The organism is Pedobacter sp. HDW13, from assembly GCF_011303555.1.
Lineage (GTDB): Bacteria > Bacteroidota > Bacteroidia > Sphingobacteriales > Sphingobacteriaceae > Pedobacter.
Genome location: NZ_CP049868.1, coordinates 2,605,511 through 2,624,434 on the forward strand (window position 1 = coordinate 2,605,511; position 18,924 = coordinate 2,624,434).

The following is an 18,924-nucleotide window of genomic DNA, read 5'->3' on the forward strand; positions in this document are numbered from 1 at the left end:
CATGGATTGTTGATCTTATGTCTTGCCAGCAGGCTGCTCTTATTTTCATGGGCGCTTATACTTCTGTGTTTTCTGTGCCTCGGTGGTTAATATTAGCCTTGCTGTATAAACTAAGTCCGTCTCATGCTTTCAGCTTTTTTTAGTAAATTAGTCTTATGAAATACCTGTTCATTATTTGCTTGTTTTTCTGCTGTTCGTTGGGCATGGCCCAGGTGCAATTTAAATCGGGTAAAAGCGGTTTCACCAATTTCCTGAGAGATAATACTATTTATCCGCAATTTTCGAAAGACAACTGCATTCAGGGAACTGTGAATGTAAGTTTTAAACTGGATGAGAAAGGGAAAGTATATTTTTCGAAAATAAGTAAAGGAATCCTGTCCGATTTGGATGAAGAGGCCTTACGCTTGGTGCGATTAAGCAGTGGCAAATGGCAGGTGCCTGCAGGTTATGATACGACCGTTTCGATTGTTGCGCCAGTTAATTTCAGGCTTTCAGGCTACAATTGCGAAGGTAAATCAAATGAAGATATTCAGGAAGCCATTCGCAATTATCAGGCTGAAGAAGGTTTAACCAATTCGGTTATCAATTTCTATAAAAATATCGATCAGGCCAAGCCGGGACAGGAAATCCAGATTATGGCGATTAAAAGCCAATTAGGCATTGACGATGAATATCTCGACGACCGCATTAAAATGGGTTTAAAAAAGATAAAACAAGGCGATAAGCAAGGGGCCTGCGAAGACTTTCTTTTTGTTAAATACATGGGGAGCAAAAAGGCGGATGACTATCTGGCCAAATACTGTAAGTAATAGCTAGCTACAGTAAACAAATCCGTGAGGAAAGCGTGGTTATTGTGGCCACTTTTTTACCATTACACATTGCTGGTGTCCATTTAAATGATTTGGCAATCTTTAACATCTGCTCGCCAACTTTACCAACTTCATCTTTTACTACCCTTTCTCTGGAGATGCGGCCATCTGCATCAACTAAAAAAGATACCATGAACTGGGTTGATGCACGACTTGGAATAGAATCTAATCTTACATTAATCATTGCGCGATAAAGTTTTGCCTGGCCTCCTTCATTTGTGGCGGGGACATCATAACTGGTATAAATTACCTTGCCTGTTATAAGATCTTTTTTACCGATGCAATCCGTTTTGTTGTTGGTAGGGGTGATTGGGTTCTGATTAATAAAATAACCTAAAACAGTGCTTGCGAGAATTGAAACCGTTAACATTAATCTGAACATGGAGCAATGAATTTGAATAATGGCTAAAGCAAGATAACAAAATTGATTAATTTAGCCAACAATGAAGAACACCACCCGATTTTTTGCCTTATTGGATATCATCAGTATTGTTTTGCTGGCCAAACAATTTTGGCAGATTTTAACACACTTAAACGAAATTCCCGATCAGGTACTTTCGCAGGCCAAAGTGGTATTGCTGCTACCCTTATTCGTTTCGTTATTTATCTCAGCGGCAGGTTTAATCCTGAATAAGAAATTTGGCTTCATTACCTATTATATCCAGTTTCCGTTCCGTTTGGTGGTATGGGTATTTTCTATTGGTTTTATTACTTTTTTGCCCGAAATGTTAAACCTCAGCGAACGCTGGTTCGATATTCTGTTCCGGATCTGTTTTATTGCCGAATTCTTCAGATTGTATTTTACCATCAGGATTCATCGCGCTACATTTCGTTAGGTAGAATAACGGTAATGGCTGCAGGTATAATGTTGGCTTCAACTGTATTTACGCGGCCAATATATTCACCGTCTACCTGAAAATGGGCTTTGTGTTTAGAAGAAATTTTGACTGCTGCAGTTTGAAATACTTCTATTTTCTTCGGGTTGAAGGGAAGTTTGGTGATCCATATTTTTAAAATCTCCAGGTAAGAGTAATCCTTAACCAAAACCACTTCAAAAAGTTCATCATCCAGTTTGCCATCAGGATTGATTTTTAATCCGGAGCCATATCTGGTTGCATTGGCAATGGCCACCATAGCTGCTTTTGAGGTGATGGTTTCGTTTTTAAGCTTCAATTGTACGTCCATTCTGCTGTGGTTCCATAAGGCATGCCAGGTGGCTTTTGCATAACCCCACATACCACGTTGAGGTAGTGTATCAAATTTTTTAACCAGGTAGGCATTAAAACCCAAATCGGATAAATGGATGCAGATTTCATTATTGAGTTTAACTACATGGATTTTCTGTTGCCTTCCTTCCTCCACAATCGCTAATGCCTGTTCTACCTCGGTTGGGACGCCCAGTTCTTTGGCCATGCCATTGGCAGAACCGGCAGGGATAATGCCTATTGGGGTGCCGGTATTCAATAAACATTCGGCAACCAGTTTCAGGGTTCCGTCGCCACCAACGGCCACCACACGGTCTGCCTGCGAACTGTTTATTTTTTGCTTAATCTTTTGTAAAGAACAATCTTTAGGCAATTCGAAAAGATCAGTTTCAGTAGTTTTTTCTTTAAAATAGGTAGAAATTACTTCTTTTAAGTTTATATCGTGACTGCCTGAGCCTGGATTTATGATGAATAGTAATTTCATTGGGTAGCTGATGCTTTTAATCACAAACAACTTTTAATAAACTCTGTTTTAATAACGATGAATAAATCGGTTAGTGTAAAAGTATATCACGGTTATGGGCATGCACATAATCTGGTTGTTTACGGCCATGTTTTTAAACGTAAGGCCAAAACAAGGCAGGTTTACAGTAACAACATCGTCGTTAATATTGTACATCTTTTAAAGCTGTTTATTTTAAAACCTTATGCTTTTGTTGATGTACGGCTACAGTTTTTTGATCAAACCATTTACAATAAAACAGAGCGCGATGGCTTTTTTAAATTCGAATGGAAAGCGGAACGGGAAATTCCGGCTGGCTGGCACCACGTAAAAGTAGAAGCGGTTGATGCGAACGGAAAAGTTTTGAACGCTGGCGAGGGAAAGGTTTATGTGCCGCACCTTACGCAATACGCTTTTATTTCGGATGTGGATGATACTGTAATGGTTTCGCATTCGGCCACCATCGGAAGGAGGTTGAGGGAGCTGTTTATTAAAAATCCGCATACCCGGAAAACTTTTCCTGATGCGGCCAGCCATTACCAGCAACTGGCCCTTTCACATACGGAAGCACAACAGCCCAATCCCTTTTTTTATGTAAGCAGCAGCGAGTGGAACCTGTACGATTACCTGCTCGAAACTTTTAAATTCAATAAATTACCCGATGGAGCTTTTTTGCTCAATACGTTAAAAAAATGGAAGGATTTAATCAGGACTGGTAAAACCGGCCACGAAGCTAAACTACTGCGGGTGATGCGGATTCTGGATGCTTTCCCGAACCAGAAGTTTGTGTTTTTTGGTGATAATTCTCAGCAGGACCCCGAAATTTATACCGCTATAGTAGAAAAATACCCTGAAAATATCGAAGCGGTTTATATCCGTAACATTCGTCCTGAAAAGGAGCTCGATACCTTGCAGCTGCTTAAAAGGGTTGAAGATAAAAATGTAAAAACCTGTTTATTTAATAATAGTAAGCAGGCGATTGAACATTCCAAATTGATAGGCTTAATTTGATGAATTTTTAAGGAGAGCAATTGTGGTGCTAGCCTGTTTCGATAGTTAGACTTTCTACTTTTTCTAACAGTTGCCTTTAAGAAATTGATTTACCAAAGGGGGTAAAAGCCAGATTCATTAATTTAAAATGCTGGCGGCCAAATGGAATGCCTACAATGGTGATGCATAGCAAAATGCCAAAGAACAAGTGGGTCAAAGCAATCCAAAAGCCTCCGCAGAAAATCCAGATCAGGTTCATGATAGTAGAAAGACAACCGGTATTGGATGTGGTATCGGTTATTTTAACACCAAAAGGAGCCAGGCCTACAATGGCAAATTTAAAGCATTGAATACCGAAAGGAATACCTACAATGGTTAAGCAAAGGATTAGTCCTCCGATAATGTATTCGAAGAAAATAAAAATACCGCCAAAAATAATCCAGATAATATTGCCTAAAAAGTTCATTGTATTTTTTTAGATTAAGATTTACTTTCAAAGTATTTGTTACAAGATCACTCTTCTTTTCCATGAATCATCGGAATCTGATAATCGAGTTTCCGGCTTTTAAAGAATGCTTTTAATTTTTGCCAGGTAATGATTCTTAAGCTATCCGAAAGCTTAATATCATTAGAAGTTACAAAATGTTTGCAGTCAAAGCAGATATCGAAAAAGGAACATTTATCTTGTTTGTAAATTAAAATACCGTGATGCGGCATAAAACACCTACCGCTTTCAAATGTTTCTCCTATTTTAAGGGGCATAATTAAAATGCTTGCTAATAAATCGATATCTTTTTTGTCGAGTTTCAGCGTTTGCTTTATAATTTTCTGATTTAGTTTTCCATTTTCGATTAAACGGGGAGAATAATCATCCTCGCTTATTTTTTGAGTGTAGGTTAGTGTATGACTAACAATTATGACAGAATCGGCGGCTGTAAAGGTTTGGTAAACTTTGTTTTTGCTCTTTTGTCCATATGTAGCCGATATTATATAGAAAAAGAGTACAGCTAAGCTGAGGAAGATTTTTTTCATGAGCATTAACAATTAAAACTAATATAGGTTTTTTTAATTCATTCTTTTGTAATTTAGAATACACACAAAAGAAACACAACATGAAAAAATTATTGATCTCTGCGGCTGCGGTCGTATGCTTTGCGCTTTCTTCCGCCCTGGCGCAAACTGTTAATGGTATCAGATTAACGGAACTAAAAGCCGATTATATCGAGCTTTCTTCAGTAAGTAGCACTTTTGAAGATAAATTATGGATTAAACTCGAGTACGGCCAAAAAGTTTCAGCAATGAACGATGCTTGTATTAAGGATGATAATGGCAAGCGTCTGGAATTTAATTCGGCTATTGATGGGGTGAATAAACTCAAAAACTACGGATATGAGCTTTTTAATATCTATACCAGGCAGATTGATAAGGATAGCAATAGGCCCGTTTACGTCTTAAAAAGAAAGTAAATTGTAAAACAATAGCTATGGGCTTAAGCCCATAGTTATTGTTTTTTATATAAAATCAAGTGTATTAAACTTCTTATTAAGGATATCTGCATTGTTCACGTCCAGCCATTTATCTAAAATAGTGCCGTAAACCTGCCGGAAATCGAGTTGGTATTTTAAGTCGCCCGTGTCCAGATCGCTCAGGTTAGGGGCTGCGTTAAAAATACCCTGTTTCTTTAATTTTCCGCCAAAAACGAACATGTTGTTGGCCGTTCCATGGTCGGTACCATTACTTGCATTTTGCTCAACCCGGCGACCAAATTCAGAGAAGGTAATCACCAATGTATCATCCAGTTTGTTGTTCGATTTTAAATCTTTTAAGAAAGCTGCCATCCCTTCGCTATATTGTTTAAGCAGGTTGCCTTGCTGCCCAATCTGGTTTACGTGGGTGTCAAAACCACTCAACGAAACATAATAAACCCGGGTTTTTAATCCCGAAGAAATAAATTTAGATACCGTTTTTAACTGATTGGCAAAACCACTGTTCGGATACGCCGATTTAGACTGATAAATTTTTGAGGTATTTTGGATATAACTGGCCGAAGATGAGGTTTCGATCATGGTTTTGTACAAATACCCTAAATTATCTTCGTCTAAATGCTCCTTATCGTTCTGTAGCATAGCTTTAAAAAACGGATCGTTGGTGTTACGGAATAAAGCAGCGGGATCTTTTAAAGCAATTCCTTTCTTGGTTTGTCCTTTCATGGCCAGAGAAAGCGAATCATCTACTTCTATGGCGGTGTAGGGGAATTTGCAGGTCTGGCAGTTGCTGTCCAGATAACGACCAATCCAACCGGTTGATAAAAACTGGTTACTGTCGCTACCGGTTTGCCAGATATCCATTGAGCGGAAGTGCGAACGGTCGGGGTTAGGGTAACCCACATCGTTAATGATGGTCATCCAGCCCTGATCGTGAATCTCCTGTAAAGCGGCCATGTTGGGGTTTAAGCCTTGCATGTCGTTGAGCTTTATTACCTCTTCGGGTTTAATGGCGATACTTTTTCTTTTCTGGTAATAAATATCGTTGCCAAAAGGTATAACCGTGTTTAAACCGTCGTTTCCGCCCGATAACTGCACCACTACAAGATTTTTGTAAAGGCTTAATTCGTCCAGCGCCATGGCTTCGAGTGGTTTCATAAAAGCCGGAACAAATAACGAGCCTGCAGCAACAAAACCTGTATTTCTTAAAAAATTTCTTCTGTTCATCTTGTTAGTTCTTTACTGGTTTTTGTGATCAATGGTTGATGGTTTAGTGTTTGAAAAACTACAATGAACTATAAGCCATCAACTATTAACCAATTTTTAACAAAGTTGATATTCGGGCATGCTGGTAATTTCGACTGCGGTACTCCGCAAACCTTTATTATCGCTCACCATTGAGGTTATTTTGGTGTTTAATTTAGGCTGCAACAGAAATTCGGTAAGTTCCAGCGGTGTTAAGCCTTTGGGCAGCGTATCTAAAAATTTGGGCCAGTCGGCATTTGCGTTTACATACGATTTTGGTTTGTTATTGGCATTTGCGTTACTGGTTGCCGTTCTGCTCAATGCAATTACAGCTTCATCTTCAGGATCGGCCTTACCGCTAAAATCAATTTCCCCATCGTTCAAAACCAGTGATGGAATGCGCATTCTGAGCATTAATGAGGAACTGTCGATCCAGCTTTGCCCGCCTGGCCAGCCTGCCACGTTGGGTGGATTAAATAAATATTGACCTAAGCTGCTTTGCAGCTGAATGAGCACCTGTGGTTTGTTGTAGGTAACATAAAACTCGCGACTTAAGCCTACTAAAAATTCGGCCGGCGATTTGATTTTTGTGCCCACATTTTCCGGTGCGTAAAACCAATCGGAGGTGAACATCTTTTTCATCATGGCGCCTATGTCGTATTTCGAATGGTAAAAATGTGTAGCCAGTTCTTTAATGTGTGCATCATTAGGATAATCATTTACAAAGAACTTATATACTTTCTGCGCTATAAATTGTGCTGTTTCGGGCTTTTCTAAAATAATATCGATAATGTTTTCGCCTTCAAAGTTGCCAATTTTACCAAAGAAAGTTTTGGTGCCATCGTCGTGCAGGTTCTTACGGAAAATGAAAGAACCATCCTTATCGTACATCCAGCCGGTAAACGAACGAGCCGATTCTTTAATATCCTGCTCAGTGTAATTGCCTCTGCCCAGGGTAAAAAGCTCCATCAACTCGCGTGCAAAGTTTTCATTAGGTTTACCTTTCCGGTTTTGCTGGTTGTTTAAGTATTGCAACATAGCCGGTGCTTTCGATACTTCGACCAAAAGCGTTTTAAAGCTACCTAAGGCATTTGCCCTTTGAATATTATTTAACTGTTGTGCAAAGAAAGGATTGTTGCTGCGGCAGGCAAAATGCCCATGCCAAAAAAGGGTCATCTTTTCTCGTAATGGTGCCTCTGTATTAATCATTTTGGTTAAAAAGGCAATATTAAGATCACGGCTTACCTCATTTTGCTCGCGAACGATTTGCTGACGCATTTTCTTTTCCTCGTCGGTAAGGTCTTTTTTAGCGTACAATCCTGCCTGTGCCAATAGTTGCCGTTTCGATTCGAAATCATTAACTAAAGCTATTGGGTCGTCTTTCTGTGAAGTCTCGATCAAACGATCAACAGTTTTTTCGAGATTTTTCTTGCTTAATTTTTGTAAGTCGGTATATGAAATCCCGAATCCGGCACGGTTATAAAGATGTTTAACTTTGGAGAAATTATCTTTTGCGCTCATAGTTAACGATTTTACAGTATGACTTATTTAAAACGCAAGGGTTTAATCTTTGTTTTCTTTCTTATTTTCGTCCATGTTTTTTCAATTGTTAGCTGATGATCCTGCTTTTCCCGATCCTGCCCTGGCAGAAGAAGATGGTTTATTGGCTATTGGCGGCGATTTAAGCATGGAAAGGCTGTTAATTGCCTATTCAAACGGCATTTTTCCCTGGTTTAGCGAAGGTGAGCCTATTTTATGGTATTCGCCACACGAGCGCTGTGTAATTTACCCAGATCGGATTAAGATCAGTAAAAGCATGAAGCAGGTTTTGAAGCAAGGAATATTTAAGGTAACGCTTAACCAGGCTTTTGAAGAAGTGATATTAAACTGTGCTACTACTGTAAGGAAAGGGCAGGACGGCACGTGGATTACGACAGAAATGCAGCAGGCCTACCTCAATCTGCATCAAAAAGGTTATGCACACAGTGTAGAGGTTTGGCAGAATGATAAACTGGTTGGTGGTTTATACGGCTTAAAGGTAAACCGGGTTTTTTGTGGCGAAAGCATGTTTAGCCACGTAAGCAATGCTTCAAAAACGGCGTTAATTTTTTTAAGTGAACATAATGTAGACCTGATTGATTGCCAGCTGCCTAACGATCATTTAATGACCCTTGGTGCTGAAATGATCAGTCGTGAAAGGTATATGGAAATGCTTCAGGCGAATGAATTTTAGTTCTGATTATTGCTGTCTATTAAATTTTGCTCACGCATGGCATTTTCAATCCTACTGTCGGGTATAAACCAGATACACGCCACTATGAAGTACATTGCAACGCCGATCCATGGGTTTATAAAACTTAATCCAACCCCTGCAATGTAAAAAAGCAACGATATTTTTCCTTTGGCATCGTTACCAATGGCGTGTACCACCAACGAATGCTGGCCTTCGGTTCTTTTGATTACAATAACCAATAGGGTATAAGAAATAGCTGCCAGAAGAAGCACTGCCCCATATATAATAACCGGCCAAAGGGCAAAGTGATGCTCACCCATCCAACCAGCAGCAACCGGAAATAAGGATAGCCAGAATAAGAAATTCAGATTGGCCCACAACATTGGCCCACTTACTTTTTTTACTGTGTGCATTAAATGGTGATGATTGTTCCAATAAATGCCCACATAAATAAAGCTTAAAACATAGCTGATAAATTTAGGGATCAGCGGTTTTAAACTATCTAAAGTTTCGCCATTTTCGGGAACTTTAATTTCTAAAACCATAATGGTGATGATAATGGCGATAACACCATCGCTAAATGCCTCTAGTCTGCCTTTGTTCATAACGAATGTACCTTTAATCGTAGTTGCTACAAGTATCAACCAAATTAATTACAAAAACAAAATCTTGTAGCATTCGCCTGCGGCTTTCTCGGCCCGTATATTTATCAGGTGGGTGTCCCCACCCACCTGATAAACTTGTGAATTTTTTATGGCGTACAAGCGGTAAAATCGCCATTCTCGTTAATCCTTATTACAAACGAGGACTATGCTTTGGTTAGATGAAACTGTTTAAAAACAAAAACCTGCAAGTTTTAGCCTGCAGGTTCCTTATTGTTGTTTTGTTGCAATTATAATTCTCTAACCCAAATGTTTCTGAAACTGATTGCAGGACTTGGGTCGCCATGATCTTGCAGTTTAATTGAAGCAGGGCCATGTTTTTTATATTGTGGCGCACCAATATAACGGGTTTCGCCTTTTAATACAAAGCCGTTTTGCAATAGCACGCCATTCAAGAACAAGGTAACGCTTGCTGGTTTTTGTAAGGTTCCGTCTTCATTAAAACGTGGCGCATTCCAAATGATATCGTAATATTGCCATTCGCCTGGTTTTTTGTTGGCGTTGGCCAAAGGGATACCCTGTTTGTAAACGCTTCCCGTTTGTCCGTTAACATAGGTTTTATTGTTGTAGGCATCCATAATCTGGATTTCGTATCCATCATCGCCACCGCCTGTTGAAGCTAAAAACACACCGCTGTTTCCACGTGCCTGTCCTTCTCCCGAAATATTAGCCGGAATTTTCCATTCCATGTGCAACTGGTAATCGGTAAATTTTTTATTGGTTTCGATATTGCCGGTTCCTTTTTTAACTGTGAAGAAACCATCATCGATGGTCCATGCAGCAGGTTTAGACGGATCTTTTACCGAGTGCCAGGCATCAAGATTACGGCCGTTGAATAAAATAATAGCATCTGATGGGGCATCTTGTGGCAATTTACCTGCAGTAACAACTTTAGGAACTGGTTCCCAAACCTCGGTTGTTTTAGGGTCTTTGGCCGGATCTGGTTTTTTATCTTGTGCCATAGCTTGCCCTGCAAATAAAACAGGAATAAATAATAGTGTGTATTTGTTCATAATTGTGGTTTAACTTTTTAAAGTTAACCAGTTTATTAAGAAATGGAAATTTGGTATTTAAAATTTTACCCCAGGTCATCTACAACATAGGTTTCGCTGATGGTAATTTCATCTGGCGCTATATCTTCTTTTCGCTGTTCTGCTAAATCGCGCATTGGGCAATAACCTGTAATGCCACGATATAATAGCCCTGCGCCAATTGCAGCGCCTGTTAATCCGATTACAGGATGGGTAAAAACACTGGTTATGCCTTTAAAGAGGAGGTAAGCGCCCGTTGCTCCTGATAACCAACGTTCTGATTTGGACACGTTCTGAAATAGTTCGGGATATTTCCAGGCTTCTTTTACATTGGTAATGGCCGTGTTGAAATCTTGATTTGTCATGATGGTAGAGTTTATGTTCTACACTATAACAAGTAAAGGCGGATTGAGTTTGAAAGAATTTTATTTGTAGGCTAAACAATAATTATTTTACCACCTAAGGCATGTAAGGGGATTTAAGTTGGTCATCATCTCGACTGAAGCGCATCGATTTTTCATCGATAGCGGAATGGAGAGATCTATCACGGTTAGATTTAGCTTCGCTGAGCTTTACGTGGTTCTCGACTGCGTTGCACCTGATAGCTGTCTGTTCCGCCCGAAATGAGAATTCCGTTCAAGCCCATAAAAAAAGATCCTTCATTACATTCAGGATGACACCTGTCTTAGTTCAAGATCTCGCGGATATCTTCCTTACTCAGCGATTTAAAGAAACTCTCCTCTGTAGTAATGAGTGAATTGGCCAATGATTTCTTCCTGTTTTGCAAGGCCAGGATTTTCTCTTCAACGGTATCTTTAGCAATAAATTTGTAGATGAAAACCTTTTTATCCTGCCCGATACGGTGCGTTCTGTCTATGGCTTGTTGTTCTACGGCTGGGTTCCACCATGGATCGAGGATAAAAACATAATCAGCCTGCGTTAAATTTAAACCTACACCACCCGCTTTTATTGAAATTAAAAACACTTTCAGTTCGGTATTTTGCTGAAATTCTGCTACAATTTCGCCACGGTTACGCGTTGCGCCGTCTAAGTAAGCAAAAGGGATATTTTCGGCTTCAAAATGTTTTTTGAAAATATCGAGATGCTTTACAAACTGAGAAAAAACTAAAACCTTATGACCGCCTTTCAATACGTTATCGAGCGTATGGATTACGTTTTCAAACTTCCCTGAATCTGACATATATTCGCCATCGATCATTACCGGGTGATTGGCCAACTGACGCAAAGCGGTTAAACCCTGTAAAAGCTGAACATGTTTCTGGGCAAATGTTCCATCATCCATACTTTGCAACAGATCGTTCCGGTAGGCCGATTTGGTTTTTTCGTAATATGCCGCCTGGTCTTCGCTCATGTCGCAGTAAATAACCTGCTCGGTTTTGGGTGGCAACTCTGCTGCTACCTGTTCTTTCGTTCTGCGCAGTACAAAAGGTTTGATTATGGTTTGCAGTTTGCGGGCTTTTTCTTCGTCTTTTTTCTTCTCTATAGCCTGCACATATTCTTCAAAAAAGAAAGCCTGCGTGCCTAATAAACCCGGATTTAAAAAGGTTAACTGCGACCATAAATCGCTTACCGAATTCTCTACCGGCGTACCACTCAAAATTAAACGGTGTTTCGATTTGAGGCTCCTAACTGCTTTAAACGATTTGGAAGCAGGGTTTTTAATGTTCTGACTCTCGTCTAATATTACGTAGTTGAAGTAAAAGTTCTTCAATTCATCAACATCTACCCGCGTGACACCATAAGTGGTAATCACAATATCGTAATTAGCAAAATTGGCCACATCTTTATTACGGTTGGTGCCGGTATGCGCCAGTATTTTAAGTTTTGGTGTGAACTTTTTGGCCTCCGTTAACCAGTTGTAAATTAAAGAGGTTGGCATAATAATGAGCGAGGATGTTTGGATGCCCTGCAACTGATCATCTTCCTTTACTTTTTGCAGCATGGCCAAAGTTTGGATGGTTTTACCCAAACCCATATCATCGGCCAGGCAACCGCCAAAGTTATACTCGCGTAAAAAGCTAAACCAGTTGTAGCCCGCCTTCTGGTAATCGCGCAAACTTCCCTTAAAATGAGCAGGCATTTGCGTATCGGCGATATCTTCAAAGTCGGATAAACGTTGGAGCTTACGCTCGAGGGTTACGTTGGCCAAACTATCTTCGGCCAGATCGTTAATTAAGCCAATGTGATGCTTCTTTAACTTTAAGCTTTTGCCGGTTTCTGCCAAACTGAATAAACTGCCATATTGCGTAAACCATTTATCCGGGATAATGGCCACTTCGCCATCGGGCAATAAGAATTCGCGTTTTTTATGGAGGATATGTTGTTTTAAAGAAAGAAAAGGGATCTGATATTTGCCAAACCAAACCACGGCATTAATATCGAACCAATCGTTTTCTTCTTTAACCTCGAGGTCTATTTTGCTAACCCCAAACACAAATTTCTTCTGTCCAGTAGCTTGTTCAATCTCAAAACCCGAAGCCTGTAATATTTCAATATGCTCATTCACCCAGTTAATGGCAGCGTAACTTGGGTTTTCTTCTCCCGAAATTACTTCCAGGTTACTGAATAATGAACTCGTTTTTTTTAGTCCGAGCGATAAAAGCAGGTTGAATTGTTTTTTCTCCCAGTCTGCCGAACGTTTAATGCGGTGAAAAATATAATTATCGGCCGTTTTTTCCAGTCGAACGGTTACTTTATGCGCATTTTCTACCGGGAAAGTATACTCGCCATACTTAAAGTACAGCTGGATTTGCGAAAGGCCACCATCTACATACAGTACCTTAATTACCGGGATCGCTTCGAACTGTTCGGTTCTGATTTCGAAACCTTCGGCATAAACATGGTGCTTCTCGATTAAAGGAGCAACAAATTTTTCGAAATAGGTAGCCTCGGTGGTTTTGGGAATGGCAATATAGCGTTTGTTCAAAAACGGCTGTAATTTTTTGCCTTCAATATCCTGATCAAAAAAGTACAAAACATCGTTAAGCAATAACCAGGCAGGTTTGTTGCTAATGATTTGCGCTTCTTTAAACATAAACTCGATGCGCAGGTTCTGGTACTTAATGGTAGGGAAGTAGCGCGTTTCGGTTTCGTTTCTGCGGAAGTGAAAAAGGATAGAAGCGGGTTCGGCAGCGAGTTCGATTTTACGCTCAACCGGCCAGCCATCTTTATCCATTACATAAAGTTCGTTTTTGGTTTTCAGTATTTCTAAAGCCTCAGCCAGTTTCTTCTCTATTTTCGGACGTACATTTTCATAAAATTTATCGTCGAAAACTTTGGTGAAAAACTCGGTTGGCCTTATTAGTTTTTTATAATACTTTTTGATAATTGAATCCTGCTCAATGTCGTCCAATATTCTGATCAGTTTATAATCAATATCGCTTAAATAACTATTGAATTCTTCGGCCGTATGGGTAAAGATTCGCTGGTATGTAAAAGAGAAATCGCCTTGCGGATTTAGCTGAACGATGTGTGGTTCAATTAAATAGCCCAAATACTCATGCTTGCACAAAGAGTACACTATTTTACAGGCTTTGGAACTATCGACACGTAACATTGATGGGATTAAAATTTTTGCAAGCTAAGCGCTTAAAAAACTTTAAACTTACAATATTTTGGGGTTACATCAAAAGAACTGATGGTTTTTGAAACAAAAAAATCAATTTTCTTGAGGAACAATTGAAGGGCAATAATTTAACTAAATACTTAAATTAAGTTAGCGTAAAAACTGCATAAACATTAATCCTTTATAATTGGTTACAACTTATTATCTTAGCACTCGTATAACGGTTTGTTAAAGACCGTTAAGCTTAACGCACGACCAAACCAAATGAAATTTTTTTACCCGCTCTCTCTGTTTATCTGCCTGTGCTTTTGTAGCTATGCGCAAGAAATTCCAAGAAGTACACAATATATTTTTAATAACATTCTGCTTAACCCGGCTTTGGCAGGTATTGATAATTATACCGACTTAAAAATTGGTCTGCGTAAACAGTGGAGTGGTTTGGAAGGATCGCCAAGTACACAATACCTGTCGTTAAGTACAGCTATTGGAGAAGATTTTGTAAGGAGCAATGTAAACTCATTTGCTGGTAATGGCGAAAATCCGATGAGCAGGAGTTATGTAAACAACTATACTGCAGCGGAGCCGCACCATGGCATTGGTTTGGTAGCCATGACGGATAAGGCGGGCTTGATCAGGCAAACCAATGTGAATGTAACCTATGCCTACCACCTGGGGCTTACCAATGAGATCAACTTATCATTAGGTTTATCAGGCGGTTTTAAATCAATCAGTGTAGATGTACGCGGAATTGTAGCCGACGAATCAAGCGATCCATTGTTTTCTGCAGATTATAATAACAAAATCAGACCTGATATTGGCGCAGGTTTATGGTTGTATAGTCCCAGGTTTTTTGCAGGCGTTTCGGCCAAGCAATTAATCGGGAATAAAAACAGTGTAGTAAACAATCAGGTGAAAAGCAGTCCGTACCAATCGGCAACTTTTTACGGAACGGCAGGTTACAAAATATTCTTAGATGAAGATATCGCAATGATCCCATCGGTGCTGATTAGCTATTGGGCCAATGCACCGGCTACTTTTGATGCCAATTTAAAATTTGCCTATAAAGATAAATTTTGGGTAGGAACGAGTTTCCGTAATAACGACTCCTTTTCGCTTTTGGCTGGTTTCAATATTGCGTCGCTGGTTAACCTCAGTTATTCTTATGATGTAAATACTTCGGGATTACGCTCAGTGAATAACGGTACCCACGAAATTGTGCTGGGCATACTACTCAATAACCGTTATCAGGTAGCATGCCCAAGCAGGCAGTTTTAACGTAAAAGCGTAATGCTGCCACCAAGTGGTTTACATTCGGCCCTTAAATCGATCACATAATAATAAACGCCGGCTGGTAATTCCTTATCCCTGAACCTGCCATCGAAAGGTTTGGTATAGTTACCGATAGATTCGTAAACGAGCTGACCACCACGTGTGTAGATCTTAATATTGGTGCCTTTAAAATCTGGTAAGCCCCGTACCTGCCAAACATCATTCATGCCATCTCCATTTGGGGTTATGGTATTGGTAATTTCTAAGTTATCGTGTGTTACTTCCACATGCACTTTGGTAAGCTCGCTGGTGCAGGAGCCCAGTTTTCTGCGTACAAAATAATCGGCTGTTTTGGCAACTTTGAAATTGAAAATACCTTTTGTACTTTCTAAAAATGGTTTGCTATCGTCTATTCTTTCAAATAACTGATAAGTTCCTTCTTCGGGAGCAATTACCGGCAAAGTTATGTCCGAAACATAACAAACACGCAGGTCGTTTATCACCGGAGCAAGAATTTTAAAGGGTTCATCAACAATGGTAAAAGGCTCACTGATGGCGTAACCGCAGCTTGTTTTATCCTTTACTGTTAAGCGGTATGTGCCCGCACCAATATTCGTTAAGTCTTGTGTAAACTGAACAGCTTCTCCTGCTTCGTTAATCCACTTAAAGTCGTAACCTGGTACACCGCCAATTACCTGTACACCGGTAACCGAGCCCCTTTGTAAAGAACAGCCATCTTTAACTGGTTTTCCGGTGTTTGGTACAATGGTAAGGAGAGGAGTAACTTCTATGGTGTAAGGGCCGATAATAAAGGGTGCACAGTTATTAATATCATAAGCGTACATGGTATAAACGCCGCCTGGTAAGTTTTTGAGTGATATAGAATTGACTGTTTTAGTACTTAATACAATGTTGCCAGCTTCATCTTTCCATTCATATCTATATGGCAGTGCAGAGCTAAAATCCAGGTCGATAGTTCCATTAGTCTGTCCGCAGGTTGTTGGCGATTCCCGGTGAGAAAAGTTATACACTGGCGGAGCAATAGCTGTTACGACAAAATCTCTAGGTACACGCGGGCAACTGGATTTGCTGTTGCTTGCCCATAACCTATATGAGCCTGGTTTTAGATTTTCAATTAATAATGATGTTCCTGCAGAATATGTTCCTTTTTTTACGGTTATTCCATCTGGTCCAATCCATTCATAGCCATCAGCATCAGTTAGGTTAATTCCTCCTATCGCTCCATTATCACTGTTACAAGTCACATTCTTTCTGATTGAGGCATCGCTGATTTGAATGGTATTATCGGTAATGATAAAAAAGGATGCAGTAGTAGCCGGACATTCACCTTCATCGGATACCACAATGGTATAATTTCCTCCTTCTACGTTTTGCAAATCGAGCGTTGCAGCAATTACATCACCCAATGCTCCGGTTATTGGGTCGGGTTTGTACCATTTATAAGTAACAGTGCCAGTGAAATCGGTAATTTTTAAGCCTGTAATGGCACCATTCAAGCTACCACAGGTGGCGTGTTTTGGTGGTATAGTACTCGCAATAATGATTTTAGGCTTTCTTTTCACTATAATAGGATCAGAAGAAAGGGTACAACTTGCTTCATCTGATACTTTTACCGAATAAGTACCTTCGGGTAAACTTGCCGGGTTGCTTCTGCTTACAACAGCATTTGTAGCGGTATTGATCCACTCGTATTTTAAAACTCCTTTTCCTCTTAAAACCTCAGCGGTAAAGGTAAAAGACGTTTGACCGCAAACGGGGTTTATAGGTAAAATGGTAGGTTTGGTTAACTTTTGGTCTTTAATGATGAATACTGTTGGAAATGGTTTACAGCCATCATCAACAGTTACTTCATAAGTGCCTACGTCCAGGTTCGAAATACTTTGTGTATTACCTTTTGACACGCGGCTACCATCTGTTTCTATTTTTACCCAGCTAAAGGTGAAACCCTCCCGTGGTTCGGGGATAGTGATTGATCCGTTGGCACTGCAGGTTACCGGTTCTACTATGGCTTCGTTGGGTAACAGCTCAGCGGTTGAAAATGGAGAGGTTGTAGCATTTAACAAACTGGCGGTTGCTGTAACCATTCCGCTTAGCGCGCCGTTGTATTCCCAACGACCATCACTACCAGCTTGTACTGTTGCAATATAAGTTTTACCCTCGCAAATGCCCTGACAGTTTATGGTATAAAACAACTCTACTTCTGAGTTTGGAGTAGCCCGGCCCGAAACATAATCGCTGCGTTTTTTCAAGATTTGAATATAAGGTTGAAGGATGGTCAGGGTTTTTCCGATCCCAAAATTCTTGTTGCAAAAGAAACTGTTGCGGGTAACTTTTACTGGTTTGGCTGATACTGTTTCCAATCCGAAGTTATTATTAGCAATTAAGTTTGCTTCAGCAGGAGTTGCACCGCCCACGATTCCGCTGGCACCTGCTTCTAATTTTACCCCCATGCCATTTCCCAGTACTACTGTTCCGGCAGCATCGGTACCAATGGCGTTGCCGGTTAATATAAAGTCGGAATTGGTTATCGAAACGCCTGTCGTCCGGTTACCGCCAATGATGTTATTACGTACATAAAGAGCACTATTTACCGCATTAACTTTTAATCCCGAAATTTCTAAAGCTGAAGAGGAAAGAAATAACGGGAGCTCATGAAAATCCTTTTTACCGGTATAGTCGACACCAATTTTATTGTTGATAACATTGATATCAAATCTGGCACTGCTGGAGTACGATGAACGGGTAATATCTACATTAATGCGGTTTGCGGCAATTACGTTGCCTTCGCCTACATTATCACCGCCAACATCCAATGCACAATCGTATAAATTGGCCGAAATACCGGTTACGTTGGTATTGGGAGTAATTCCATCGTAAATTATTCCGATTAAATTCGACTGGATTTTAATTTTGGTTGCTGCTACTGTAGTAAAGAAATAGTTATTCTGAATCAGGATTCCGTAAATGTTACCGCCAATTACGTTCCCCTTTCCGGCTGCGCCAATAATGATATTACTTGCACGGTAATCGACAATAATTCCTGAACCCTGCGCAGTGTTTACATTTTGCAAATTGGTAATGGTAGCAAAATTACGGATATACAAACCATATACTTCTACTCCGCTGGTGGGTACATTTGTACTTGATGATTGCCCAATAACCAAACCTGAAAAAGTGGTATTGGTATACTCAGGCTCTAAAATTACTTTCGCGCCCGAAACCCCAAGGGCAGGCCATGCAGCTTGTGAGGTTCCATCGATTACCACATTTGACGAAACTACCGGAAGTGCTGTGCGCAACCTGATGGTACGGTTAGCGTTATCTGTTGGGGTGCCTGGTAAATTAAAATTAATGGTAAAAGTAGAAGTCCTGTTGGCTACGGCAGCTTGTGTTAGGCCTTCGCGCAGGGTACCCGGACCGCTATCGGCATTGCTGGTTACCACATAAGTTTGGGCGTAAATATTCTGGAAGAAAAATAAGCCGGCAAATAGGGCTAAAAGTTTAGAGAGGCGCATAAAATTGTTTGGTAGCGCCAAAATACAAATAAACTGTTTAGTGGCTAGCGTTTTAGTTAAAAAACCAGGTTATTTTTTCTTTGCTTAAAGCATTAATCTTCGTTTTGTGAGAGAGAAAAGATTTTTCCCGCAGATTTAAGGGATTAAAGTTGCAGATAAAACATGATTAATATGGACCTCGTTTGTAACGAAGATCGTTGGGAAAGACGATTTTATCACTTTTACAAACACCTTAATGTGCGTCTCTTGCATCCGCGTTACAAACTGGAACGATAACTGGGCGCATAAATATTCCGACTTAAATCTGTGCCT

The 18,924-nt window shown here is 40.0% G+C and carries 17 protein-coding genes; 6 read left to right on the plus strand and 11 right to left on the minus strand.

Annotation, left to right across the window (positions count from 1 at the left end; all coding sequences use genetic code 11):
• The first annotated feature begins 155 nt into the window (after positions 1–155).
• Positions 156–809 carry an energy transducer TonB gene (locus tag G7074_RS11025; RefSeq protein WP_124558138.1) on the plus strand — a complete coding sequence of 218 codons (654 nt, stop codon included), beginning with the start codon at positions 156–158 and terminating at the stop codon, positions 807–809.
• Positions 810–816: 7 nt separating this feature from the next.
• Here G7074_RS11025 and G7074_RS11030 read toward each other — a convergent pair whose 3' ends face one another.
• A complete protein-coding gene (locus G7074_RS11030) occupies positions 817–1,251 on the minus strand; it encodes an energy transducer TonB (RefSeq protein ID WP_124558137.1) in 435 nt (144 codons plus the stop codon).
• Between the two features lie 61 nt (positions 1,252–1,312).
• Here G7074_RS11030 and G7074_RS11035 point away from each other — a divergent pair, with 61 nt between their 5' ends.
• Positions 1,313–1,705, plus strand: coding sequence for a hypothetical protein (locus G7074_RS11035; RefSeq protein ID WP_124558136.1), 393 nt, complete (start codon positions 1,313–1,315; stop codon positions 1,703–1,705).
• Here the strand turns inward: G7074_RS11035 and G7074_RS11040 are convergent.
• Complete coding sequence (locus G7074_RS11040) at positions 1,692–2,558, minus strand: diacylglycerol kinase family protein (protein WP_124558135.1); 867 nt, start codon at positions 2,556–2,558, stop codon at positions 1,692–1,694. The genes G7074_RS11035 and G7074_RS11040 overlap by 14 nt on opposite strands.
• A gap of 57 nt (positions 2,559–2,615) precedes the next feature.
• Between G7074_RS11040 and G7074_RS11045 the strand changes: the two genes are divergently transcribed.
• On the plus strand, positions 2,616–3,587 hold the full coding sequence (locus tag G7074_RS11045; protein ID WP_124558134.1) for an App1 family protein: 972 nt from the start codon (positions 2,616–2,618) through the stop codon (positions 3,585–3,587).
• 76 nt (positions 3,588–3,663) lie between these two features.
• On the opposite strand, the gene G7074_RS11050 is transcribed toward G7074_RS11045, so the two are convergent.
• The gene (locus tag G7074_RS11050) at positions 3,664–4,032 is read right to left on the minus strand and encodes a YccF domain-containing protein (RefSeq protein ID WP_124558133.1); all 369 of its coding nucleotides are present in this window, start codon (positions 4,030–4,032) and stop codon (positions 3,664–3,666) included.
• A 47-nt stretch (positions 4,033–4,079) separates the two neighbouring features.
• A complete protein-coding gene (locus tag G7074_RS11055) occupies positions 4,080–4,598 on the minus strand; it encodes a hypothetical protein (RefSeq protein WP_124558132.1) in 519 nt (172 codons plus the stop codon).
• An 80-nt stretch (positions 4,599–4,678) separates the two neighbouring features.
• Between G7074_RS11055 and G7074_RS11060 the strand changes: the two genes are divergently transcribed.
• Entirely contained in the window at positions 4,679–5,032 is a 354-nt protein-coding gene (locus G7074_RS11060) for a hypothetical protein (RefSeq protein WP_124558131.1), read from the plus strand.
• Between the two features lie 45 nt (positions 5,033–5,077).
• Here the strand turns inward: G7074_RS11060 and G7074_RS11065 are convergent, their stop codons facing one another.
• Together G7074_RS11065 and G7074_RS11070 are read right to left on the minus strand one after the other, a co-directional pair.
• Positions 5,078–6,277: a DUF1501 domain-containing protein gene (locus G7074_RS11065; RefSeq protein WP_124558130.1), complete on the minus strand. Its 1,200-nt coding sequence runs from the start codon at positions 6,275–6,277 to the stop codon at positions 5,078–5,080.
• Between the two features lie 96 nt (positions 6,278–6,373).
• Positions 6,374–7,816, minus strand: a complete 1,443-nt coding sequence (locus G7074_RS11070; protein ID WP_124558129.1) for a DUF1800 family protein — start codon at positions 7,814–7,816, stop codon at positions 6,374–6,376.
• A 73-nt stretch (positions 7,817–7,889) separates the two neighbouring features.
• On the opposite strand from G7074_RS11070, the gene aat reads away from it, so the two are divergent.
• Entirely contained in the window at positions 7,890–8,528 is a 639-nt protein-coding gene (aat, locus tag G7074_RS11075) for a leucyl/phenylalanyl-tRNA--protein transferase (RefSeq protein ID WP_124558128.1), read from the plus strand.
• Here aat and G7074_RS11080 read toward each other — a convergent pair.
• The 4 genes from G7074_RS11080 to G7074_RS11095 form a co-directional block, all read right to left on the minus strand.
• On the minus strand, positions 8,525–9,133 hold the full coding sequence (locus G7074_RS11080; RefSeq protein ID WP_166208397.1) for a TMEM175 family protein: 609 nt from the start codon (positions 9,131–9,133) through the stop codon (positions 8,525–8,527). The two genes, aat and G7074_RS11080, sit on opposite strands and share 4 nt — an antisense overlap.
• Positions 9,134–9,420: 287 nt before the next feature.
• Positions 9,421–10,203, minus strand: a complete 783-nt coding sequence (locus G7074_RS11085) for a DUF1080 domain-containing protein (RefSeq protein ID WP_124558126.1) — start codon at positions 10,201–10,203, stop codon at positions 9,421–9,423.
• Positions 10,204–10,268: 65 nt separating this feature from the next.
• The gene (locus tag G7074_RS11090; RefSeq protein ID WP_166208399.1) at positions 10,269–10,586 is read right to left on the minus strand and encodes a DUF2892 domain-containing protein; all 318 of its coding nucleotides are present in this window, start codon (positions 10,584–10,586) and stop codon (positions 10,269–10,271) included.
• A gap of 320 nt (positions 10,587–10,906) precedes the next feature.
• Positions 10,907–13,798 carry a DEAD/DEAH box helicase gene (locus G7074_RS11095; protein ID WP_166208401.1) on the minus strand — a complete coding sequence of 964 codons (2,892 nt, stop codon included), beginning with the start codon at positions 13,796–13,798 and terminating at the stop codon, positions 10,907–10,909.
• Between the two features lie 273 nt (positions 13,799–14,071).
• Between G7074_RS11095 and G7074_RS11100 the strand changes: the two genes are divergently transcribed.
• Complete coding sequence (locus tag G7074_RS11100) at positions 14,072–15,082, plus strand: type IX secretion system membrane protein PorP/SprF (RefSeq protein ID WP_166208403.1); 1,011 nt, start codon at positions 14,072–14,074, stop codon at positions 15,080–15,082.
• Here the strand turns inward: G7074_RS11100 and G7074_RS11105 are convergent.
• On the minus strand, positions 15,079–18,612 hold the full coding sequence (locus G7074_RS11105; RefSeq protein ID WP_124558122.1) for a gliding motility-associated C-terminal domain-containing protein: 3,534 nt from the start codon (positions 18,610–18,612) through the stop codon (positions 15,079–15,081). The genes G7074_RS11100 and G7074_RS11105 overlap by 4 nt on opposite strands.
• Positions 18,613–18,924: the final 312 nt, after the last annotated feature.